The organism is Paenibacillus lentus (assembly GCF_042714055.1).
GTDB lineage: Bacteria > Bacillota > Bacilli > Paenibacillales > Paenibacillaceae > Fontibacillus > Fontibacillus lentus_A.
Window position 1 is genome coordinate 336,759 of the sequence record NZ_JBHGVC010000005.1, and the last position, 21,531, is coordinate 358,289.

Genomic DNA, 21,531 nt, shown 5'->3' on the forward strand with positions numbered 1-21,531 from the left:
GGAGTCATGTTGATCGACAAAGGAGCTATTGTATACCACTACTTGCGGACAAAATTTCGTCAATGGCCAGCCAGTCGTCAAGGGGTTGTACAGTGGCAGGAGGAGAGAGTACGAAGCCATGTTCGTTTTGTCCGCAAGCATTCTGCTTTTTATCGAGAGCTTTGGAAGGATTATACGGATGCCCAGTGGCGGCAATTTCCGATCATTGATAAAGAGCTGATGATGGAGCATTTCGACCCATTAAATACGGTGGGGATAACGAAAGAAGAAGCTTTTGCCGTTGCGTATCAAGCGGAAAACAGCCGGGATTTTGCACCTACCATCGGTTCGATTACGGTCGGACTCTCATCAGGGACATCTGGAAATCGAGGTATTTTCCTCGTCAGTCCGCAAGAAAGAAGGGCATGGGCTGGAACAGTCCTCGCTAAAATGCTGCCTAACTCACTGCTGCAAAAGGAGAGCATCGCTTTTTTTCTGAGGGCGAATAGCAATTTATATGGCAGTGTCGGCAGCAATCGGCTTCAATTTCATTATTATGATTTGTTAAGTCCGGTTCAGGAGCATATTGAACGATTGAACGGGCAACGTCCAGGATTAATAGTCGCTCCGCCATCGATGCTCCGGATTTTGGCTCAAGCTAGACAACAAGGGCATTTGCAAATCCATCCCCATAAAATCATCTCTGTTGCCGAAGTGCTGGATCCGTTGGATCGGAAGGAAATAGAGACGCAGTTCGAACAAAGGGTTCATCAAGTCTACCAATGCACGGAAGGTTTTCTGGCTTGTACTTGCTCCCATGGCACCCTTCACCTGAACGAAGATATTGTGATCATTGAAAAAGATTATTTAGATCAGAAGCTTGGTCGATTTGTTCCGATTATTACTGACTTTTCGAGAAGGACTCAACCGATCGTGCGCTACCGATTAAATGATGTCCTAACCGAACGTGCTGAGCCATGTCCGTGTGGCTCTCCTTTTTTAGCAATAGAGTCCATAGAAGGACGCTGTGATGATATATTTTATGGCTACAGTTTGCATGACAACAGGCTAAAGCCGATATTTCCTGACTTTATTAGCCGGGCGATTATTCATGCCTCCGAGCAAGTGCTTGAGTATTTAGCGATTCAGCATACGCCTGACCGCGTTGAAATTTTCTTGAGGATAGATGAGGCTGGCTCTAGGTCTGCACAAATTGAAGAGCACATCACTCATGCCATGAATGATTTATTTCTTAAAATAAATTGCAAGCCGCCAGCTATTGAATTTAATGTATACGAACAGGATATTTACGCTAGATACGATAAGCAGGGAGAGCTAACCGAACTGAAAAAACTACGCCGAGTGGAAAGGAGATTTCAGCTTGGAGAGGATACAGATCCGTTTGTATGATGCAGATACCATAGACGATCTGCCATGGCCGGACACCAAAGATGGGCAGTACGCTAAACAGCTTCTTTTGCCGTTCGTGAAGCGCCAGCCCTCGCATTATATAAACAATGTTCAAGGTAGGTATTTGGCGGTATCAGTTGATGGTATCGTGCTTCCTATTTCAATCACTGAAACACAATATGAAAATTCCTATGTATGCTCTCCTTATACGCATTATGTAAGCTATGCCAAGCAAGAGCTCGTATTGCTCCAAAATGCACTGCTGCGTAAAGGCTTGTCAGCTCTGCTCAGCGGATTAGGGCAATTTTTTAAAGCGAGCCAGATCAATAAGGCGGTTCATGTAAACAACTGGTTAGTCTCAACTAATTTATATCCCGAATTAACACCTGATCAACTAAGGGCGCTTCACTCTTTTTTCACAGGGCAGTTCCCTGACTATGCGATCATCTATCGATCCCTTAATGAAGCGAACCATGAGAAAATCATTCAGGAGTTTCGCCGATTAAATTATAAAATGGTAGCTTCCCGCCAAATCTATCTCGTTCATCCTAGCCAGTCTGCTTCGTTAAGTTCCAAGTCACGCAAACTGTTAAAAAAGGACTATGCATTAATCGATCGTCATGGCTATGAGATGTTAGATAATGAACAATTGTCAGATCAAGATATTTCGCGAATATTGGAGCTGTACAATGCTTTGTATTTGCAAAAATATTCGATGTACAATCCGCAATTTAACGAAGATTTTATCGCTCTCGCACTCAAGAATAAGATTCTTCATCTTAAGGCGCTTCGGAAAAATGGCCGCATTGATGCCGTGATAGGTTATTTTTGCCGCAACGGAGTCATGACTACCCCATTGCTCGGTTACGATCTTTCTCTGCCGAGAGAAATGGGTTTGTACCGGATGTTGTCTGCACTTTTATTCTACATTGCGCTGGAGAACGGTTATTTATTAAACAGAAGCTCTGGTGCTGCTCATTTCAAAAGGAATCGAGGTGCTGCGGCTGAGATCGAGTACTCGGCTGTTTACGATGCGCATTTACCGCTTCGCCGGCGGCTTTGCTGGTCATTCTTGCAAACCGTCATTAACAAAATTGGAATTCCTTTGATTCGAAAATATAAACTCTAACTATAAAGGAGGATGCAGGGCATGATGCAAAACAGACCGATTGCTTTGGTAACGGGAACATCCAGCGGCTTTGGGTTACTGATCACGCTGGCATTAGCCGGAAGCGGCTATCATGTCATTGCCACGATGCGCAATATCACGAAGCAGGATGCGTTGATGCAAGCTGCGGAACAAAACGGTCTAAGCCAGCATATAGAGTGCTGTTCCCTTGATGTGAGCGATCGGCAAGCAATTCGCAAGACCGTGGATGAACTGATGAAGCGTTATGGGCGCATTGATGTGCTTGTGAATAATGCCGGCATCTCACTTGGTGGCTTTGTGGAGGAGATTCCACTAGAGGATTGGATGCATGCCATGGACACCAATTTTTTCGGTCTTGTTGCTCTGACTCAAGAGGTATTGCCACATATGCGATCGAGAAAATACGGGAAAATTATTAACATGAGCAGCATCAGCGGCAGACTTGGCTTTCCAGGATACGGGCCTTACGCTGCTTCAAAGTTTGCAGTGGAAGGATTCAGTGAATCACTTCGTTTGGAAATGCTGCCATACGGGGTTTATGTATCTTTAGTTGAACCAGGCGCATACAAAACCGCGATTTGGTCCAAAGGCTTCGATTATATTTCGATGAGGGCAAAGAAAGATTCACCCTATCAGGAGCCTCTTGCAGCCATTCTGGCCTACAGCAACAACGTAGCTAACAGCGCAAGCGATCCACAAGATGTGGCTAGGACGGTGGTGCGAATCGTTCAAGCTCGCTATCCCAAATTGCGTTACGTTTTAGGAAAGGGAGCATGGACTGCGATATGGGGAAAGGCGCTTATCCCTTGGAAATGGTTCGAACAAATTGTATTGCGCCAGCTCCGGAAATAGGAAATTAAGAATATCCAGACAACAGAGGATCTGGCCTAGGATAAGAGCTTCAAAGCCCGGGTCGTACATTGATGCGGGAACGTATCAGAAATCGAGGAAAAGGAAGTAATCATCATGAAGCTATTGCCAGAATATGCACAAATCTTAATTGTGGGAGTAGTATTTCAGAATTCATGGACTTGGTATATAACTGAAAGAGAGTATTGGTTTTTGAACATAGAAATGGAAGATCGATTTGGGATTGAAGTTCTTGATGAATCAACAGCTGAGACTTTTTTAAATAAAATAAAGGAATATAAAGTATCAACCTTAGAACTGACTGATATGATCGTGGAGCTTAAAGATGTATTCCAGAATTACGACGAAGTGTTAGAGTTTTTACCTACAATTTATGTCGACTTTGATAAGAGAGAATTCTTTTCGTCATTTCCAGAGCCTATGTCTTTTGAAGATTATGTTCCAGAAGGTTGGATAGGCGAATATAAAAGTTTCCATGAGTTAGTACCGGTTAAGGAAAGATATTGGCTCGTCGACAATGAAGATATATTTAAAAAATTATGCATATTATGAGAATGAATATCTAGGTGTTGTGCCTGTGTTGTAAGGAAAGTGAAGGGAGTGATTACAGGAACGTTATCTGAAATTCGGGCAATTTATAAAAAAAACATTTGTAAACAAATGTATCATAAATAACGGCAAGTTTTTTACAGACAAAACGAAGCATTTACGAACCGGAAGCCATTTAGTCGTTCTTCTAAACTGAATACAGAAAGGAGATGAGAACGAGTGGAAGCACTTCGATTGCTCCAGCAAGCGATTGATTATGTAGAAGATAATTTACAATCGAGCATTCAAGTTGAGGATATTGCTAAAGCTGCGATGTCATCAAAGTATCACTTTCAGCGGATGTTCCATGCTTTGACTGGCTTTACGGCAACTGAATATTTGCGTAACCGTAGACTTACACTGGCTGCCGAAGAGTTAGCCGGTACGGATATTAAAGTCATCGAGGTTGCGTTGAAATATGGTTACGAGAGTCCAGAGTCGTTCTCTAAAGCGTTTCAACGCTTACATGATGTAACGCCGCTTGCTGCCAAGAAAAAGAACGTGAAGCTCAAATCATTTCCTCGCATCTCCTTTCAAGTTCAGATTAAAGGGGAAGTAGAAATGAATTATCGAATTGTAGAGGAAGAGGCTTTGACGGTTGTCGGAAAGGATGTCATGATCAAGAGTGATCCATATAAGGAGATTCCGGCTTTCGTAGAGGAAATTTGGAAGAACGGTACAATTGCACGAATTAATGAAGCGGTAGGTAAAAGTGGAAATGCTTTGCTAAACGGCTATCATTACGACTTTAATGAAGATGGCACCAAACGCTATCTCTTTGGAACCGATTTGCCTAAGGGCAGCAACACAGTACCACCAGAGTTTGCGATCCTCTCTATTCCTGCCCAAACTTATGCTGTGTTCGATAGCCATGAGAAGGTACCAGAGACTGAGGAGATAGGCTTGGAGGTTCTAAATGTCTGGAGACGGATTTATTCGGAATGGTTTCCATCTTCAAATTTTGAACAGGTTGAAGGGCCATGCTTGGAGAAGTATTATTGGATGGATGAAAGCGAAACAGAATCCACTTGTGAGGTTTGGATTCCCGTTAGACGAAAAGCATAATTGATAGTCCAGGCCGCCATAATGGCGGCCAATCTTTATGAAAACTTGCCGGTACAGATAGCACTGAGAAGACGGTAATCACATAACAAAGCATTAACGCAGCGGGCCTGACGATCCTTGTCGCCCGGAGCGATTAGAGGGAGAAAGTACATAACACATTAGAAACCAAGTGAAACCTAATTTTAAGTTCAGAGGTAATGGAGAAATTAAACAATAAGTTTCGGCCAGAGGTAGAGGGATTTGTTAAGGTCTCATTAAGCCGGAAATAATAGATTAAGATAACTAATAAAAACAAATTGAGAACGCTTGTACGCAGATGTAAATAAAGGTAAAATATAACTACAATTGAATCTTGGGTGGGCATGGTTTCCCTTCGAGCAGATGCTTTCGAAGTAAGTTTCCTTCGGAAACTTTGGAGGAGGTGAAGCCATGGAAGTAAAAGATGCATTAACGATCATGTTCCTCTTTGGAACGTTCATTCTTGCTCTTTTAACATACATCAATAATAACAACAAGAGAAAGTAAAAACCCACCCAAAGGTTAAGGCCAAAGGTGGGTTTTGTTCCTATACGACTTAGAAGGGAATAAACCATCCAAGCCAATTGTACTGACCAAGTGTTCGAGCACTTGGTCTTTATTACATATATAATAACACAAAGAAAAAAATGTATCAAAGCGTGAAATACAATTGAACAAAAAATAAGTTGAAGGTAAAACGAAGATGGCATCCAATTACCTTTATATAACTCGAATGGTAGTGGGCCGCTTCATCCATACATATATTAATCCTTAGAGATAACGACATTGAAATCATATCCCATCACAGTAAGTCCTACAAAGATATCTCCTTTGGAATAATAGGAAATCTCATTATCGGATGTATCACTTTCATAGATATACCCCTGCTTCTCCAATTCCTTAACATACTTTTGGATATATTCATCAGTCGCATTCGTAACATCATATGCATACATCACCGTTTTTCCATCGGATAGCTCTATTCTTTTTCCGGACGAGATACCATTTACACTTGCATAATTAGGTATATCACCATTGTAATCCGAATAAAACTGTCCCTTTCCGGTGTTAATTTCCACTCTTCCAAGTTGATCATTCCAAACATAGTCTACACCAGTAATGTCGCCTAACTTAGCAAGAGGAACATAAGTGCTGCCTTCATAATTTAATACTGGACGTTTAACGTCCTTATACTCTACGCCATCGACAATTATGGGATAAGTGACAGGAGTCAATATGAACTGCTTAATTTGTTCTGCATAGGCCGTTGTTCCTAGCATGAGACAAGCACCTACAAGGCAACCAGAGATAAATTTTTTCAACGAAAGACCCTCCCTAATATTTTCCTACCATTCTATCATAATTAGATAGCAGTACGTATAGATAAACTTCTAAAAAATATCAATATCGTCGATCATGTGAAATACGAAGCCGCCTTCGGTGCGAAGACAACTTGGGCATCCCGAAGCGATTCGGGATGCCGTGGAGTGGTTTAAAAGGCGGGTTTGATCCTACTTAAGAAAACTGTGGGAAATAGTCTTTTGACTAAAGTGCCAGCATCAGCGCCATCCTACATGCCACCACCGCCACCCTATGGTGCTTACCAGCAATCTAGCGAGGATGAACTCATTCATTTACTAAGATTACATACAAAGAATGATAGATCCCTGAATCTCTTTGCGATTTATAAGGATTTTTATGATTTTATAGGCAAACCGGAATTGTTTAAGCTGAAAAAAGCGAGGGTGCTGGAGTTTTCTGATGTTTTTCCACTTGTATATTTGCAGATTCTTGTGGAAGGAGTGAAGAGCTTCGATGCCGTGAAACATTTATTGGTGGATGAAATGCAGGACTATACCCCCGTTCAATACGCCGTAATATCCCGCCTGTTCACCTGCAAGAAGACGATTCTGGGAGACAGCAGCCAATCTGTCAATCCTTACTCCTCTTCATCGATCACCGAAATTCAGAAGGTTTTTCCCGAAGCGGATACAGTTGAACTATTAAAAAGCTACCGATCCACGATTGAAATCATCAATTTTGCCAGACAAATCAACCCGAACAGCAGGATCGTTCCCATTGAACGCCATGGGTTGTTCCCCCAGATCAAAAAGTCTGAAGGTTGGGCTGGCGAATTGGCGGATGTGAAACATGCGATCATGGAATTTCTGAATTCGGATCATCGCTCGTTAGGCATCGTTTGCAAGACGCAAGCTCAAGCCGAGCAGATTTATGAAGAAATCGCGGATATTCATAAGGATGTCCATCTGCTCAATTTCAGCAGCGACCAATTTCATGAGGGGATTATGGTAACTTCGTGCCATATGGCAAAAGGCTTGGAGTTCGATCATGTGATCGTGCCGTTGGTTGACGGTTCGAATTATAAGACGGACATGGACAGAAGCCTGCTGTATATTGCGTGCACGAGAGCCATGCATGCCCTGACGTTAACCTTCCATGGAGAGCAATCGTCGTTTATCTCGAATATGAACATTGATTGAAGCAAAATTGGCGGTTCTCGCTCTTCCCCTCTATCTGGACGGATCGCTGAACGCGGCTTCGATGGAGTGGAGCGTCATCTGACGGCCGCTCTTGACTGGTGTGGGTATAGGTCTCTCCGTGGCTCCTGTAATGGGGGCTTCCATCCGCAACGTACCGGAGGAGAAGGTTGGCATCGCCTCGGGGATCACGAACTATGTCCAAATGTAAACAAGATAAAGCAGCAAGTCCCAATTGTCCGACGCTTCTGAAGCGGTGAAGCCAGAGACCCAAGCCGCCTTCGCACAACTGCGGCAAGAATTGGGGCAGCAGCTGTACCGTATCATAGTTTTTCGACAGGGGTCAGGCCAACTCCAACTGAACCTTTGCAGGGCGCTAAAAGTAATTAAAAAAACGCTGCTCTCACAGCATCACGGACTTTATGGATCGACCACTTTTTTCTTTTTGGTTTTGTCACTAGGTTTGAACGTTAAGCCTTGGGAGTGCAAAGCATCCCTAAGTATTGGCATTGAACGAGGTCCCATGCCGTGCAGTTGCAATATCTCGCGTTCAGTAAAGGCCGATAGCTTTTGTAAAGTGGTGATCCCGTGGTGCTGCAATGCCCGTCTGGCAGGATTCGAAAGAAGCGAAAGGAATCCGGTGTCTAGTTTCATTCCTTGTTCACAAACCGGACAGGTTGGACAATCACTGCTTTTGTAGTATTGGTGTCCTTTATCGCAAGTTTTTAATGTCTTTTGTGAAGGTGCCATCGTAGATATCCTCCTTCATAACTTGGCTAACACAATTATGTACTTGGAAGATAATTAAATCAATGACGATTTGTTACAACCGCCTGTCCTTGATATGACTATAAGTTTATCCTATAATTCAAAATATGGAGATGGGGAAGGGGACTCGCAGGCTAATGTGGACATCCTTGTAATGGTTTGATTGAAACCGATCCGCATGAATCCGGTAATGGCATACGCCATTGCTCTGGTTCTTCATGCCGATCTTCAACCATTTCAAGGAGCGCGAGCAACCGTTTGAATTACCTGCTGCGCGGATACTTGAGGTATCCGCTTTTTTGTTTAGCGGCGGGATGAATCCATCTCCAGGGGCAGCTCTCGCCTCCTCTTAACGGGAGGTATATCAAAAAATGACCAAATTGCAAAATAAAATTGCCATAATCACAGGTGTGAGCCGTCCAGGCGGAATTGGCGCCGCGATTTGCCAAGCATTGGCTAGTGAAGGTGCTAACCTGTTCTTTACACATCTGTATGACTACGACAAAAAGTTTTATCCAAATGTTGCTGATGAAAATTGGCCCGATGATTTCGCAGGAGAACTGCGGCTATTGGGCGTTCAAGCTGCACACATGAGCTTGAACCTCGCCGTACCGGGTTCCGCGTCTTATTTGTTGGAGGAGGTCCGGAAAAGAGTTGGTCTTCCCACGATCCTCGTCAATAATGCAACGTATAGCGTTGATGCTGATTTCCGCCAATTAAATGAGTCTCTCATCGACGCTCATTGTGCAGTGAACATTAGGGGTACCTTCATGTTATCCGCCGAATTCGCACGCATGCTCGAGGCGGAGAACAACGCTTGCTCCTCTAATAGCGAACTCGGCGGCCGGATCATCAACCTCACTTCCGGCCAAGGGAAGGGTCCTATGCCTGGAAATCTTGCTTATGCAGCGACAAAAGGGGCCATCTCCGTGTTTACCGAATCCCTGGCCGCAGAGCTGGCACCACTACACATTACCGTCAACGCGGTCGATCCTGGTCCTACTGATTCCGGCTGGATGTCCGAAGAGGTGAAGAATGTACTGCTGTTGCAATCTCCGATGGGCCGGATTGGTCTTCCGGAAGATGCGGCTCGACTCGTCGCTTTTCTGGCAAGCGATGATTCACGATGGATTACCGGCCAAATCATTCATTCTAGAGGCGGCTTCTAAGGGAGTGTTATGGGCCATCCGTGAAGGATGGCCCTACAACTTGTTTATGACATTTGTTCATAGTCGACCGCAGAGCAAGCCAAATGGCCTCTCCAACCTTCATCGCTTTGTACAAAGCTAGCGTGCTGTCCTTTCCTCCGCTAAAAGAAGCTAATGTCCACAAGCGCCTCTTTTCCAATTTGAAGTCACGATCATTCCTCTCGTTCTCCTTCAAAACTTGTTTAATTTGCAAGCCTTTTTCTTAAGTTAATATATATCTTTTAACAACATATCTATGTATACTTTGCAGTAATTATTGAAGAGGGCTTAAGCTGGATAAAAAACAGCAGCAGAAAGGAAGTCACTATGGAATTCATAATTTCACAAGAGATTTTAAAAAATGTAACCGCTTTAAACAACGGCACATCCATGTCAGGCGCGTTATTTTACCGGGAAGAGGAAGCTTTCAGCGGCGTGAATAAGATTGCCCAAAAGGTGATGCATGATGTGGAGCTGGTATTTGGTTATGCACCGCAAGCCACCACAGACAGAAGTCAGCTTGGGAAGAATGCAATTCTGTATGGAACCGTGGGCCACAGCCCCATGCTCCTCGAGCTTGAAGAGAAACAGCTGATTAATTTGTCAGAAATTCGGGGAAAGAGGGAAGTATTTTTATTTCAGGTCATCGATCGTCCCTTTGAAGGCGTCGAAAAAGCATTAGTCATTGCAGGCAGCGATAAACGCGGTACGATCTACGGTCTGTTTCATCTGTCGGAGCGGCTAGGGGTTTCCCCGTTGGTGGACTGGGCGAATGTGAAGCCACAGCGCAAAGCATCCTTTTCTTTAATTGAGGATTTGAAATATATCTCTAAGGAACCCTCTGTTCGTTTTCGCGGCTTTTTTATCAATGATGAATGGCCGGCGTTTGGCAATTGGACGATGAAAAATTTCGGCGGGTTTAATGCGGAAATGTATGAGCATGTGTTTGAATTGCTGCTGAGATTGAAGGGGAACTATCTCTGGCCTGCGATGTGGTCAGCTCGTTTCTATGATGATGGCCCTGGCCTAGCTAATGCGGAATTGGCAGATGAATATGGCGTCGTCATGGGGGCGTCCCATCATGAGCCTTGCTTGCGTTATGGAGAGGAATATAAGTATCTTCGCGGTAAGGATTCGATTTATGGAGACGCCTGGAATTTCAACACGAACCGAGAAGGGATTACGAAATTCTGGGAAGACGGCCTGAAGCGGAGCGGTAAATTTGAGAGTGTGATTACGGTCGGGATGCGGGGCGAAGCGGATACGGCCATCATGGGTAAAGAAGCTACACTTGCGGACAATATCCAGCTGCTGCGAGAGGTACTGCAGACCCAAAACCGGTTAATTCGGGAACAGGTTCATCCTAACCTATCTGAAGTTCCAAGAATGCTGGCTTTGTATAAAGAAGTGGAGCCTTTCTTCTATGGAGATGAGCATACGCCTGGATTAATCAACTCCGAGGAGCTGGAGGACGTCATCCTTATGCTCTGCGATGATAATCACGGCAATCTCCGGACCCTGCCAACGGAAGAAATGCGCAGCCATAAAGGCGGATATGGAATGTATTATCATTTTGATTACCATGGCGGACCCATCTCTTTTGAATGGATAAACAGTTCTTATCTCCCGAAAGTTTGGGAGCAGATGACGATGGCTTATGATTTTGGAATCCGCGATCTTTGGATCGTCAATGTGGGGGATATTGCAACTCAAGAATTCCCGTTATCTTACTTTCTGGACTTGGCTTATGATTTTGAACAATGGGGAACTCAAGCCATCAACAAGACGGATCTATATACGAAGCAATGGATCCATAAGCAGTTTGCCGGCGTGTTCGATGAGGGTGATATAGCCAAGATATATGAGCTAGTGACAGGCTATACCCGGATTGCCCATAAGCGCAGACCTGAACATATGAATTCAAATGTATATCATCCGGTAAATTACAAGGAAACGGATGATTTGCTGCATCAAATCGATCACCTGTTGGATCTGGCGAATGAACTGGTTAAGACGGTGGATGAAGCGGATTTGCCGGTTTATTTTGGGCTAGTCTATTATCCGGCTGTCGGGAATCTCAATTTGCAGAAAATGTGGCTGCTTACAGGTAAAAATCATTACAAAGCCAAGCTCGGGAAAATGGAAGCCAACAAGCTCGCGGAACAGATTCGAGAATGTATGAATAGAGATAGGGAGCTTGTGAACCAATTCCATACGATAGATCATGGCAGGTGGTACGGCATGGGGCTTTCCGAGCATATCGGCTTTACGCAATGGAATGAAGACGAAGCTCACAATCCGATTCTCATGCATGTTTTGCCTGCGAATAAACCTAGATTATTGGTAACTGTAGATGGAACGACTCAACGCAGTGAAGGGAGCGCTTGGCATAATAATAAATTAGTTATGAATGATTTTTTACAGCCGGATGTGGAGGAAGCTTCATTTACGATTTCCAGTATTAGCGATCTTCCTGCGGAGTATAAGATTACATGCAATCATCCGTGGCTGAAGTGTTCTAGCACGAGCGGGAGCCTGGACGGAAAAGAGAAAACTACGGAAGTCATTCAAGTAAAAATTGACCGCAGCGCGATGAATGGTGAGACAGAAGGCCATATTGTTATTGAAATGCCGGTAGGTACCTGTACAATAATGTAAACGTGTCTAGCTATGATTTTAATGAGCTGCCTAATATGACCTTTGTAGAAACCAATGGGTATATTTCCATAGAAGCCGAACATTATGCTCTAAACAAGGAAGCTGCCAAGGCGAATGGGGATGTTAGCAGATTTGAGGTAATTCACGGATACGGCAAGACCGTATCAGCGGTGAAGGCTTTTCCAACAACAGAATATTTTGCGGCCGGTGAAGACGCCCCTTATCTGGAATATCATTTCTGGGTACAGGAAGGCGGAGGGTATGAGGTGGAGCTCTATATACAGCCGTCTAATCCAGTGACAAATGAAGGTACGTTATTGTGCGGGATTCAAGTCAATGAGGAAGAGATCAGCGTAGTCAATACACTTCCTGAGGGCTACCGTGTGGATGACGAGAATTGGGCCATAGGCGTGCTTGATCACATTCGCAGGCACAGTACTGGAGTACATTGCCGGGAAGGATTGAATACATTAAGGATTTTTGCCGTAAGCCCAGGGTTTGTATTGGAAAAACTGGTCATTTACCCAGTTGGCAAGAAACCTGCAGACAGCTATCTGGGACCTACAGAAACCTACTTTGTAGGTAAAGAAGGTAAGCTGTAGTTCACTATGACTACCTATATTATTCTCCCTACAAAAATTGTCTAACTTGTTGATGTGGATGATAATAGAAAGAAAAATATACATAACTCTAGTTATTAAGGCGGTGGAATGATGGACTTGCAGGAAGCGGTATCGATATCGAAACGGATTCATGCCAATATCAGCCAAGTGATCGTAGGGAAGGAAGAAGTGATTGAACTGTTGCTGGCTTCCTTGTTCGGCAACGGACATGTGCTGCTAGAGGATGTGCCTGGGACGGGCAAGACGCTCATGGCCAAGGCTCTGGCCCGTTCACTGGACGGACAGTTTAAGAGAATCCAATTTACCCCCGATTTATTACCCTCTGATCTGAGCGGAATCAATTTCTATAACCAGAAGACGAGTGAGTTTGAGTTCAGACCAGGCCCTGTGTTCACTCAGGTGTTGCTGGCCGATGAGATTAACCGGGCCACGCCGCGAACCCAGTCCAGTCTATTGGAATGCATGGAGGAACGGCAGGTAACGATAGACGGCGTGACCCATGAGCTGGCCAGACCGTTCTTCGTTATGGCTACTCAGAATCCGATCGATAACCAGGGAACGTTCCCGCTCCCCGAAGCTCAACTTGACCGCTTCCTGATGCGTATTGAGGTCGGTTATCCTTCGCTTGAGGAGGGCGTAGACATCCTGCAGCGGTTCCAGGTGCAAAGCCCGCTGCAGGAGTTAGGCCCCGTAGCTGCTGGTGTGGAAGTTGCTGCTGCGCAGCGGTTTGTGGCCGGAATCAGCGTGTCCAGGGATTTGCTGGGATACATAGTTCGTCTCACCGAGGCGACCCGGAGACATCCTGATGTGAGGCTGGGCGCTAGTCCACGGGCGAGCAATGCTTTGTTGCGTGCCTCGCAGGGAATTGCTCTGCTTCAAGGCCGCGCTTATGTAACGCCGGATGATATCAAGCGGGTTGCCGAGCCGGTGCTGGCTCATCGTCTGCTGTTGCGCCGTGGACTCCGTCCTGATGATCAGCAAGGAGATGCTGTAGTACGTCAAGTGCTCAGTGAAGTTGAGGTTCCTGCGGAGGATGTACTGGGAGGAAGAGGGAAGTAGGTGGAGACATGCAATTAACCTGGTTGATGATTAGCGCGTGCATTCTGATCGGATTGCTGTCGTTCGTGTATCAGCGAGGGGCGATGAGAGGGCTGACTTATACCCGTTACTTCACAAAGGATGCGGTATTCGAGGGGGATACGGTTGAAATGGTGGAGGTTATCTCCAATGCGAAATGGCTGCCGCTCCCCTGGCTGCGATTGGAGTCAAGCATTCAGACCGGGCTCCGGTTCGGTGACCAGGCTAACCTGGATATATACTCCGGTGATATTTATCAGAATCATATCAGTCTGTTCTATCTTCGTCCTTATCGCCGGATTAAGAGACATCATCAGGTGATGTGCGCGCGGCGCGGCCTCTTCCGCCTCGATTCGGCTACGCTGACGACAGGTGATCCGCTAGGGCTGATCTCCAGGGCGCAGAAATTTCCGCTTCATCTGGAACTACTGGTATATCCGCAAATCTTGGCTTTGCAGGAACTGCCGCTGCCGAATCATAGCTGGATTGGGGAGCTGGCGGTGCAGCGCTGGATTGTGGAGGACCCGTTCTTGACCTCGGGGATCCGCGAATACCGTCCCGGAGATGCCATGGGAACGATCAACTGGAAGGCAACCGCTCGCACGGGAACTATGCAGGTTCATAAGCGCGACTATACCGCCGATCATCGGTTAATCATCTGTCTCAATCTGGAGGATAGCGACACGATGTGGCGCAATATTAATGATCCGGAGCGGATTGAGCTAGGGATCAGGTATGCGGCTACCGTTGCTGATCAGGCGCTGCGCAGCGGGATTGAGACGGGCTTGATCTGCAATGGACATCTGATCGATGGACCAAGACAATCTGTCAGCATCGGCCCCTCCGCCGCTGCGGACCAGTTTGAACTCTTGCTGACGACCTTGGCCAGACTGGTCCTCGACCGAACGGTCTCCATGCCGACCTTGCTCGAAGAGGTGCTGAGTGAGGAGCCTGTAGATACGGATTATTTACTTATTAGCTGCCATCAGGGCGAGAAGCTGAGCAAGGCAGCCGATCAGCTGCTGCAGCGGGGGAACGGAATGGAATGGATGATTATTCCCGAAATCGAACCTATGTGAGGGAGGGCATTTCCAATGGGAAATAGGGGTAACACTTACATAATAAGAACATTGAAGCTATGCTTGTCCTGCCTTGGCGAGATCGTGGTGCTGATGCCGCTCTATCTTGCTGCAGTTATCCTGCTGAGCCCACGGTTTTTGCCCTTAGGCTGGATGGTGATCCTGCCTTTTATTTCTTCCCTCGGCGCAGCTATTCACAGTTATGTATCAGTTTTGTGGAAAAAGCTTGGAATCGCCGTCCTGATTGGCGCTGCGAGCGCTGCTATTTTCATAGGAACCGGAGCAGAGGGGCTGTCCTCCTTGATCGGTCTCGGCGCGGCGTTGTTTGCGCTGCAAGGGATGACGGCTGCCGCGCGGGCAGGGGAAGCCAAGCTGTACTGGTATGGGATCGCGCTATATTTTGTCGCTGGAATCGCTTATTCAAGAATTGCTCTGCTGCGTGGAGAGCTTGGCCTGCTTACCTGGCTGGGTGCGGCCTGCCTGGGGATCGCGCTGTTCATGACGAATTATGAATACTTGCGCTATACAACGTTGGCTAATAAATCAGCATCTCCGCTGCCGAGGGGCTTGCGCCGGCATAATACCGTTTTTATCGTCATTATTTTGGGGCTCATTGTTCTGTTTGCAGCGGGGGTCGGGCGTTGGATCGGACATATGCTGCTGCAAGTCATCAGACATATCGTCGCCTGGATTACGCGTTCATCCGGAGAGCCGGAGGCATTGCAGCCGGAAGAAGTCCAGGAGCCACCGATGATGTTTATTCCAGAGGAAATACAAAAGCCGGGTCTGTTATCGCAGATTCTGGATATTCTCTTCCATGTGATCGGCGGTGCTGTGGTCGCGGCCATAGTCGTATTTGCACTTTACTGGTTGTATAAAAATGCAGGGGGCTTCTGGAAGCGCAGTATTGACCGCCTGCTGGCCCTGCTGCGCCGGCAGGATCGGGCTGGTGAAAGCGCGGGCTATCGTGACGAGGAGAGCTCGATCTTCTCGTGGGAAGAGAAGCGGCAGAAATGGGGTCAATGGAGAGGTGCTCTTGCCCGGTTCGGCAAGCGCCAGGAGCGATACGAGGATATGCACAGCAATCAAGAGAGAGTACGCTTTTTGTATCGGCGTTTTCTCTTAGCCAGACTCAAGGAAGGCTGCGAATGGAGGCCTGGGCATACTCCGTTGGAAATGGCCCGGGATATGCTGCTCCATGATGATAAGAAGAAGGATCAGAAGGGGAAGCCAGGGCAGGCTGCCCACAAGGCCGCTATAGAGCCGTTAATCAAGCTGTATTACCGGGTTAGATACGGTGGACAGGAGCCTGATGATGAAGAGGTAGCTAATATAATACGGATGTTGAGTCAGAAGTAAAAGAGGTGTCTGCATGTTCAAAATTGGAGCGTTCGTGAAGCTGGGCGGCGTGACGGTAAAGACATTGCGGCCATTATGACGGACTCGGTTTACTGAAGCCTGTACGGGTGGATGAAGAATCGGGGTATCGTTATTATACGGCGGACCAGCTCTTGACCCTCCGCCGTATTGCGGGATTCAAGGAGCAGGGACTGAAAGTATCGCCAGATTGTTAAAATAAAAAGTAGACAGGGTGTCCCAAAACGTAATGGGGCACCCTGAATGATTTGAGGAAATAAAAAATGGTACTGAAAAGTGAATTAGAATGAATGTTACGACTTCCGGGCATGTTAGGACAAAAGCATAAGAGGTGTTCATCGAGATGGCAAGAAAAAGAAGGAGATATGTCGTGCCAGGAGCAGAAGAAGGAATGCAGGCTTTTAAAGCAGAAGTGATGAGGCGCGAAGGATATACTGTTGACCCGAATCGGCCGGACGATGTCAAATATGAAGTAGCGAAAGAGCTAGGGGTACCTTTAGAGCCTGGTGGAAATGGCGAATTGAAGACGGAGTCGGTTGGTCAGGTAGGCGGTAAAATTGGCGGCTTCATGGTTCGGGAAATGGTTCGGCTTGCTGAGCAGCAGCTAGCGAAGAACAATCAGCAGGTTGATGAGTAACCTCGAATTGATACTGTAGATTGGATATCCCTATAACAGAACATTGACCATAACTGGCAAATCAAACAAACCACGTCGTCATGAGGTGGTTTATTTTGAATTAAGCTTAGCAAAAACGCCAAAGGAATAAGCTTCGTAAATGGTAAACTCAGGGTGTACCAGTACGGAATCGTATCTTGGGTTAGCGGACGAACCGACGAGCGTTAGATACCAAGGCAGGAGAACAAATTATGGATTTGTTTTGAGCCTGAACGATGTCGGAACAGCCATCGGTATTGATCATGCGGTGACAGGGTGACAGGGAATGACAATTGCCAGCTGATTAGCTCCGTTCGCTTTGCGCTACCGCACGATATGCCATGGGTTTGCCAAGCACCAGCACTATGTCGTAAGAACGGGTTCCCCTAGGTGGAATCTGCCGTAATTGTTCCCAGACGCTCCATTGAAAAGATGATCCAATAAGTTGGAACGTTGACGCAGCGAAGAGGGCATGCGCGCATGCTGTATTAGCACAAGCAGGCAGCCCGCCCCTAGCGTACAATGAACCATAACCAGTGAGCGAGGTGAAACTTCCATGGCACAATCCAAAGAGGTGCTCGGACGGGCCAAACGTTTACAGGGGGAGCCGGTATGCATCACACTGCACAGTGGCAAGACCTACGTTGGCTACATTACTGACATCAACAGCAGCGGCTTGACGCTGGCCAGCGCCGGAGCTCAGCCGAGCACCTCATCCAGTAAGCAAGGCTCCCGGCCTAAGCAGCGCAGAGCTGGCTCTCATGCCTCGGGCAATCGATCCGGCAGCCGGCGAAGCGGGACGCGCAAGCCATCCGTGCGTACCCGCTCACGCAAGCCGGACGCCCAGGTATCGGCTTTTCTGCCGATTTTAGGCTCGCTGTTTGGGGGATTAGGCGGCACCGGCGCTACTGCGGGGGCGCTCGGCGGTGCGCTAGGCAGTGGCCTGAAGCTGTTCGGCATGATCCAGCGATTTGTCCCGGTCGTGAAGTTGGGATACGGCATGATCAAATCCATACGCCCATTTCTCGGCGCCGTTCAAGGCTTGATGAAGCCATCCGGGTCTGCCGCGGCAGAAGGCGAATCACCGTAACCGCAAAAATGAGATGCGGCAGTTTCGCTTAAACGAAATACTACTGAGGTAGTAACAAGAAAACCAAGCCCTGATGCTCAGGAACTTGGTTTTTTTATGCATTATCAAGTGTATCCGATGCCTATTTTGCCCCGCTTTATGATTTCGCAGATGATGTTTTGCAGCTAAATGCTGTGCGCAGAGCCGTTCGATAAACAATGGAGGTCAAATCACTTTATCGATGGTCGGGAAGTTTCTGTATGATATCAGAATATATATTCATTTTTGTTTCAATATCAGATAATACAGCTTCATAGCTAGTTCCCTACTCCCAGCTAATTTGGTATGATTTTACTATATACATAGTAATGTTCAAAGTTTGATGTTACCTAATTATTAAGACACACAAAGGAAGGACTGAACAGATTGGATTACAAATTTTGTTCTTCATGTGGGAGACGACTAAATGCAGCGGCTCGATTCTGTGAGCATTGTGGTATGAATCTTGTGCCGCAGGCGGTAGGGCAGGTACCACCGCAACCACCACAACCATCACAAGTACCGCCGCCACCACCACCACGATTGCCAGCATCAGGGCCACCACCATTACCACGGATGCCAGGATCGCCGCCCGTACCGTCATCATCGCCATCATACATGCAGCCTCCGCCGCCACCATATGGTACTTACCAGCAATCTAGCGAGGATGAGCTCACTTATCTATTAAGATTACATACAAAAAATGATAAATATTTTGAAAAAATGATGAGAAAATCGAAATGGAATTGGCCTGTGTTTCTGTTTGGTCCCATTTGGTTTGGATATCGAAAAATGTACGCGGAGTGCGCAATATATGTTGTGGCTTTATCGCTGATTTCCATTTTTTTAATGCTGATAGGTTCAGAATCGAGTATTGGATTTGCAGGCGTAGGTATTGGGATCTCGATCATGGCTAATGAAATGTATTACAAAAAATCTAAAAAAACAGTTGATAAGATTATGCACTATCATAGAGAACCTGAAGTTCGTCGAAATCTAGTTATCCAAAAAGGCGGTACATCAGGATGGGGGATCGTGTATGCCATTGCAATTTTACTTGTATCGATTGTTATAGAAATCGTTATTGGGGATGCGTTATTGTAGTGCCTTTGGATGATGTGGCGTATTATACCTTTGATAAGTTAACATAAACGGAAGAATAATAAGAATATTGATATAATACCCATATAAAAGCATAGGAAAATACCCAACAACATACGACCCGACCTAAGAGCAATCTAAAGGCCGGGTTGTTTCGTCATACACGTTTTGTTATAACATATGTGATTAAGAGGATGGAAATATGAAAAATTGTTTAGCCTGTCGAAGTGTTCATGTCCAACAAAAAAGTTCTATTCTTGCTAGACTCTTTTTTTCCATTTACATGCTATTAGCTGTTTATTTTTTTACGGGTGAGTTGGGTTTCGGCGCGTTGATTGTATTCATTCCGCTGGTGATACCTTATATGCATACTTGCAGTGACTGCCACAGATCCTTTTTTCGAATGCCTGGAGTTAAGTTGAATAGCTTTTGGGTGGGTAATCATCTGGAAAAATACCTGCTGGCTCTGTTACCTTCCATACTTACAATTACACTTCTGATCCTTAACTTTCCCAATACAGGTCTAGGACGAATTGTGTATTTGCCGGGGATCTTCTGCATTAATAGTTTGATTATCGTTATTTATGTATATCAATCTGAACAGCTTAAAAAAGCCTTGAAGCTTTTTTTGGGGGTGATGGTTCTAATAAGTACTATAGTTTTATCTATATTGACTTACCCTCAAGAGTATGGGGAGAATGTATGGGAGTTAATATGGACGATTAATAATTGAAAGGTGCCTGCATTCGTATGAATGATATCGCTGATTATATGGATAACAGCCTATTCAATGGGGAGCTGCCTGGCGGAACTTTGGAGCCTGGGGAGAACTCTTTGGAGAGTTTAAGAAGGGAAATGCTTGAGGAGCTAGGTGCGGAGATAGCTAATTTTGAAGTGTTTGGGAATTTTTATTGTTTTTCCAGTGCAGAGGAGTTGTATGGGGCCTCATATCCCTCACCCCAATTTTATCTTTCTCACGACACTAGCAGCTTCTATAGATGGCTTTAACACCTTTCGTATTTCGAACTTTAGGTTAGGGAGATGGAGAGGAGCAGGGAATGAAAGAACTACGATCTATCAAGAAGGCTGTAGATTCCTTGGGACACGCAGAACTGCGGTCGTATTTGAGTTTTATTCTGGCGGAAATCAAGCTGCTGCGGGATCAGGCTGAGTCGCGTGAAGATTCGATTGCCAAGCTGCTTGAGCTCTATGACGGATTGATGGGGCTTCAGCAGCAAAGAGGATTCTGGAATCCTGTACCGGCCTGTACTCATGTCCATGTCGTGATCGGTGACTCTTTTGCCGGGAGTATGAAATATGCGCTGAAAGAACTCGGTTGGGCCGAGTCGCATAAGGTGATTACGCTTAGGGAGAATTACGCTATTGGTCCTTTGGACAGGTTGGACTCGCCGGAAGGAAGGATGGCCCGCAGCGACTGGTTCCGCGATCATATTACGGAAGCCTTTGAACATTACACGGAAGTCGAAGAGGAATACAGCGAGCTTCTGGATAATCTGGCTCAAATTCCCGAACAAGCTAGAATCATGATTTGGACCAGCAGCAACGCATGTGAGCAGACGGGAATGAGGCATGCGCTTCATCTGCTGCAGAGCAAACGAAATACGTTAGCGGTGTATGACGCTTGCGTAATTTGTGAAGAACTCTATAACCGCCCAGATGCCAGAATTGAATACAGGCGTTCGGGGGAAGTTCCGCCTGATAAGCTTAAGGAAGCACTCCTCCGCATGGAAGAAAGCAGCACGCTGAACAATGCCGAGCTAATGCGGTTGGTGCGCGAATGGGAGGCTATCTCGGAGCAAACCGCAACGCTGCGCATTTGGCGGGATGGTGCAGTGCTTGGGGTGACTGCTGATTATTTTGATTCATATCTACTGGACAAGCTGGACAAGCTAAAGCCCCCCGCCGGTGATCATGGTTTTGTGAAAGCAGCCCGCGTGATCGGAGAGGCGATAGGCTATTGCAACCAATATGTCGGGGACTCCTACTTCGAATATCGGTTGAGAGAGCTGATTTATAACGGCACCCTTGAAATTAAAGGCCTTCCTGCAGCAATGAGATTCTATAGCGTCCGACGCAAACGGCAACAAGATAAGGCGGATTCCTAAATCGTTGCATAGCAAAGGAAAATATAAATGTATTATCCATTCCAGTGGAATACGAGCTTCAATCCCTGACACACACGTATCATCATAGAGTTATAATATAACCAAAATAGGAAATGACAGCAGGATATTTTCATACCATACACGGCCCGACCTGAGATAAGAACGATCTAAGGCCGGGTTGTTTCGTAGAGTAT

23 protein-coding genes and 1 pseudogene are annotated in these 21,531 nt (G+C 46.1%); 20 read left to right on the forward strand and 4 right to left on the reverse strand.

Features of this window, described 5'->3' with window-relative positions:
• Window positions 1-6: 6 nt before the first annotated feature.
• The 6 genes from ACE3MQ_RS14110 (at window position 7) to comI (ending at window position 5,587) form a co-directional block, all read left to right on the forward strand.
• Complete coding sequence (locus tag ACE3MQ_RS14110; RefSeq protein WP_379393635.1) at window positions 7-1,389, forward strand: F390 synthetase-related protein; 1,383 nt, start codon at window positions 7-9, stop codon at window positions 1,387-1,389.
• Entirely contained in the window at window positions 1,361-2,518 is a 1,158-nt protein-coding gene (locus ACE3MQ_RS14115) for a GNAT family N-acetyltransferase (protein WP_379393637.1), read from the forward strand. Before ACE3MQ_RS14110 ends, ACE3MQ_RS14115 begins: the two co-directional genes overlap by 29 nt.
• Window positions 2,519-2,539: 21 nt before the next feature.
• The gene (locus tag ACE3MQ_RS14120) at window positions 2,540-3,391 is read left to right on the forward strand and encodes an SDR family oxidoreductase (RefSeq protein ID WP_379393639.1); all 852 of its coding nucleotides are present in this window, start codon (window positions 2,540-2,542) and stop codon (window positions 3,389-3,391) included.
• A gap of 114 nt (window positions 3,392-3,505) precedes the next feature.
• A complete protein-coding gene (locus ACE3MQ_RS14125; protein ID WP_379393641.1) occupies window positions 3,506-3,961 on the forward strand; it encodes a hypothetical protein in 456 nt (151 codons plus the stop codon).
• A gap of 216 nt (window positions 3,962-4,177) precedes the next feature.
• Window positions 4,178-5,062: an AraC family transcriptional regulator gene (locus ACE3MQ_RS14130; protein ID WP_379393643.1), complete on the forward strand. Its 885-nt coding sequence runs from the start codon at window positions 4,178-4,180 to the stop codon at window positions 5,060-5,062.
• 429 nt (window positions 5,063-5,491) lie between these two features.
• Entirely contained in the window at window positions 5,492-5,587 is a 96-nt protein-coding gene (gene comI, locus ACE3MQ_RS14135; protein WP_019639195.1) for a competence inhibitor ComI, read from the forward strand.
• Window positions 5,588-5,844: 257 nt separating this feature from the next.
• Here comI and ACE3MQ_RS14140 read toward each other — a convergent pair whose 3' ends face one another.
• Window positions 5,845-6,402 (reverse strand): hypothetical protein, encoded by a 558-nt coding sequence (locus ACE3MQ_RS14140; RefSeq protein WP_379393646.1) that lies wholly within the window; start codon window positions 6,400-6,402, stop codon window positions 5,845-5,847.
• 228 nt (window positions 6,403-6,630) lie between these two features.
• On the opposite strand from ACE3MQ_RS14140, the gene ACE3MQ_RS14145 reads away from it, so the two are divergent.
• Entirely contained in the window at window positions 6,631-7,581 is a 951-nt protein-coding gene (locus tag ACE3MQ_RS14145) for a 3'-5' exonuclease (RefSeq protein WP_379394070.1), read from the forward strand.
• Between the two features lie 417 nt (window positions 7,582-7,998).
• Here the strand turns inward: ACE3MQ_RS14145 and ACE3MQ_RS14150 are convergent, their stop codons facing one another.
• Entirely contained in the window at window positions 7,999-8,328 is a 330-nt protein-coding gene (locus tag ACE3MQ_RS14150; RefSeq protein ID WP_379393648.1) for an RNA polymerase alpha subunit C-terminal domain-containing protein, read from the reverse strand.
• 389 nt (window positions 8,329-8,717) lie between these two features.
• Between ACE3MQ_RS14150 and ACE3MQ_RS14155 the strand changes: the two genes are divergently transcribed.
• Window positions 8,718-9,515 (forward strand): SDR family oxidoreductase, encoded by a 798-nt coding sequence (locus ACE3MQ_RS14155; protein WP_379393649.1) that lies wholly within the window; start codon window positions 8,718-8,720, stop codon window positions 9,513-9,515.
• A gap of 76 nt (window positions 9,516-9,591) precedes the next feature.
• Here ACE3MQ_RS14155 and ACE3MQ_RS14160 read toward each other — a convergent pair.
• Window positions 9,592-9,710, reverse strand: a pseudogene (locus tag ACE3MQ_RS14160) (Dph6-related ATP pyrophosphatase); the annotation flags it as partial.
• Window positions 9,711-9,860: 150 nt separating this feature from the next.
• Here ACE3MQ_RS14160 and ACE3MQ_RS14165 point away from each other — a divergent pair.
• The 8 genes from ACE3MQ_RS14165 to ACE3MQ_RS14200 all read left to right on the forward strand — a co-directional run bounded on the left by ACE3MQ_RS14165 (window position 9,861) and on the right by ACE3MQ_RS14200 (window position 18,092).
• Window positions 9,861-12,191, forward strand: a complete 2,331-nt coding sequence (locus ACE3MQ_RS14165) for a glycosyl hydrolase 115 family protein (RefSeq protein WP_379393650.1) — start codon at window positions 9,861-9,863, stop codon at window positions 12,189-12,191.
• A gap of 35 nt (window positions 12,192-12,226) precedes the next feature.
• Entirely contained in the window at window positions 12,227-12,793 is a 567-nt protein-coding gene (locus ACE3MQ_RS14170) for a hypothetical protein (protein ID WP_379393651.1), read from the forward strand.
• 111 nt (window positions 12,794-12,904) lie between these two features.
• Window positions 12,905-13,873: an AAA family ATPase gene (locus tag ACE3MQ_RS14175; protein ID WP_379394072.1), complete on the forward strand. Its 969-nt coding sequence runs from the start codon at window positions 12,905-12,907 to the stop codon at window positions 13,871-13,873.
• 8 nt (window positions 13,874-13,881) lie between these two features.
• Window positions 13,882-14,970, forward strand: coding sequence for a DUF58 domain-containing protein (locus ACE3MQ_RS14180; protein WP_379393653.1), 1,089 nt, complete (start codon window positions 13,882-13,884; stop codon window positions 14,968-14,970).
• Between the two features lie 15 nt (window positions 14,971-14,985).
• Window positions 14,986-16,329, forward strand: coding sequence for a DUF4129 domain-containing protein (locus tag ACE3MQ_RS14185; protein WP_379393655.1), 1,344 nt, complete (start codon window positions 14,986-14,988; stop codon window positions 16,327-16,329).
• Window positions 16,330-16,436: 107 nt separating this feature from the next.
• Window positions 16,437-16,544 (forward strand): MerR family transcriptional regulator, encoded by a 108-nt coding sequence (locus tag ACE3MQ_RS14190; RefSeq protein WP_379393657.1) that lies wholly within the window; start codon window positions 16,437-16,439, stop codon window positions 16,542-16,544.
• Window positions 16,545-16,690: 146 nt separating this feature from the next.
• Window positions 16,691-16,984: an alpha/beta-type small acid-soluble spore protein gene (locus tag ACE3MQ_RS14195; protein WP_379393659.1), complete on the forward strand. Its 294-nt coding sequence runs from the start codon at window positions 16,691-16,693 to the stop codon at window positions 16,982-16,984.
• 574 nt (window positions 16,985-17,558) lie between these two features.
• Window positions 17,559-18,092 carry a hypothetical protein gene (locus ACE3MQ_RS14200; RefSeq protein WP_379393661.1) on the forward strand — a complete coding sequence of 178 codons (534 nt, stop codon included), beginning with the start codon at window positions 17,559-17,561 and terminating at the stop codon, window positions 18,090-18,092.
• Between the two features lie 364 nt (window positions 18,093-18,456).
• Here ACE3MQ_RS14200 and ACE3MQ_RS14205 read toward each other — a convergent pair whose 3' ends face one another.
• The gene (locus tag ACE3MQ_RS14205; protein WP_379394104.1) at window positions 18,457-18,726 is read right to left on the reverse strand and encodes a hypothetical protein; all 270 of its coding nucleotides are present in this window, start codon (window positions 18,724-18,726) and stop codon (window positions 18,457-18,459) included.
• A 107-nt stretch (window positions 18,727-18,833) separates the two neighbouring features.
• On the opposite strand from ACE3MQ_RS14205, the gene ACE3MQ_RS14210 reads away from it, so the two are divergent.
• The 4 genes from ACE3MQ_RS14210 (at window position 18,834) to ACE3MQ_RS14225 (ending at window position 21,337) form a co-directional block, all read left to right on the forward strand.
• Complete coding sequence (locus tag ACE3MQ_RS14210; RefSeq protein ID WP_379394074.1) at window positions 18,834-19,214, forward strand: DUF2628 domain-containing protein; 381 nt, start codon at window positions 18,834-18,836, stop codon at window positions 19,212-19,214.
• A 199-nt stretch (window positions 19,215-19,413) separates the two neighbouring features.
• On the forward strand, window positions 19,414-19,944 hold the full coding sequence (locus ACE3MQ_RS14215) for a hypothetical protein (RefSeq protein WP_379393663.1): 531 nt from the start codon (window positions 19,414-19,416) through the stop codon (window positions 19,942-19,944).
• A 17-nt stretch (window positions 19,945-19,961) separates the two neighbouring features.
• On the forward strand, window positions 19,962-20,219 hold the full coding sequence (locus ACE3MQ_RS14220; RefSeq protein ID WP_379393665.1) for an NUDIX domain-containing protein: 258 nt from the start codon (window positions 19,962-19,964) through the stop codon (window positions 20,217-20,219).
• A 50-nt stretch (window positions 20,220-20,269) separates the two neighbouring features.
• Complete coding sequence (locus ACE3MQ_RS14225; protein WP_379393667.1) at window positions 20,270-21,337, forward strand: DUF1835 domain-containing protein; 1,068 nt, start codon at window positions 20,270-20,272, stop codon at window positions 21,335-21,337.
• Window positions 21,338-21,531 lie beyond the last annotated feature (194 nt).

Excerpts from the sequence above, each read along its gene's own strand:
- ACE3MQ_RS14110 (WP_379393635.1), top strand. The coding sequence starts at position 7 with ATGTTGATCGACAAAGGAGCTATTGTATACCACTACTTGCGGACAAAA.
- ACE3MQ_RS14120 (WP_379393639.1), top strand. The coding sequence starts at position 2,540 with ATGATGCAAAACAGACCGATTGCTTTGGTAACGGGAACATCCAGCGGC.
- ACE3MQ_RS14125 (WP_379393641.1), top strand. The coding sequence starts at position 3,506 with ATGAAGCTATTGCCAGAATATGCACAAATCTTAATTGTGGGAGTAGTA.
- comI (WP_019639195.1), top strand. The coding sequence starts at position 5,492 with ATGGAAGTAAAAGATGCATTAACGATCATGTTCCTCTTTGGAACGTTC.
- ACE3MQ_RS14150 (WP_379393648.1), bottom strand. The coding sequence starts at position 8,328 with ATGGCACCTTCACAAAAGACATTAAAAACTTGCGATAAAGGACACCAA.
- ACE3MQ_RS14155 (WP_379393649.1), top strand. The coding sequence starts at position 8,718 with ATGACCAAATTGCAAAATAAAATTGCCATAATCACAGGTGTGAGCCGT.
- ACE3MQ_RS14165 (WP_379393650.1), top strand. The coding sequence starts at position 9,861 with ATGGAATTCATAATTTCACAAGAGATTTTAAAAAATGTAACCGCTTTA.
- ACE3MQ_RS14170 (WP_379393651.1), top strand. The coding sequence starts at position 12,227 with ATGACCTTTGTAGAAACCAATGGGTATATTTCCATAGAAGCCGAACAT.
- ACE3MQ_RS14175 (WP_379394072.1), top strand. The coding sequence starts at position 12,905 with ATGGACTTGCAGGAAGCGGTATCGATATCGAAACGGATTCATGCCAAT.
- ACE3MQ_RS14180 (WP_379393653.1), top strand. The coding sequence starts at position 13,882 with ATGCAATTAACCTGGTTGATGATTAGCGCGTGCATTCTGATCGGATTG.
- ACE3MQ_RS14185 (WP_379393655.1), top strand. The coding sequence starts at position 14,986 with ATGGGAAATAGGGGTAACACTTACATAATAAGAACATTGAAGCTATGC.
- ACE3MQ_RS14195 (WP_379393659.1), top strand. The coding sequence starts at position 16,691 with ATGGCAAGAAAAAGAAGGAGATATGTCGTGCCAGGAGCAGAAGAAGGA.
- ACE3MQ_RS14200 (WP_379393661.1), top strand. The coding sequence starts at position 17,559 with ATGGCACAATCCAAAGAGGTGCTCGGACGGGCCAAACGTTTACAGGGG.
- ACE3MQ_RS14205 (WP_379394104.1), bottom strand. The coding sequence starts at position 18,726 with ATGATGGCGATGATGACGGTACGGGCGGCGATCCTGGCATCCGTGGTA.
- ACE3MQ_RS14210 (WP_379394074.1), top strand. The coding sequence starts at position 18,834 with ATGATGAGAAAATCGAAATGGAATTGGCCTGTGTTTCTGTTTGGTCCC.
- ACE3MQ_RS14215 (WP_379393663.1), top strand. The coding sequence starts at position 19,414 with ATGAAAAATTGTTTAGCCTGTCGAAGTGTTCATGTCCAACAAAAAAGT.
- ACE3MQ_RS14220 (WP_379393665.1), top strand. The coding sequence starts at position 19,962 with ATGAATGATATCGCTGATTATATGGATAACAGCCTATTCAATGGGGAG.
- ACE3MQ_RS14225 (WP_379393667.1), top strand. The coding sequence starts at position 20,270 with ATGAAAGAACTACGATCTATCAAGAAGGCTGTAGATTCCTTGGGACAC.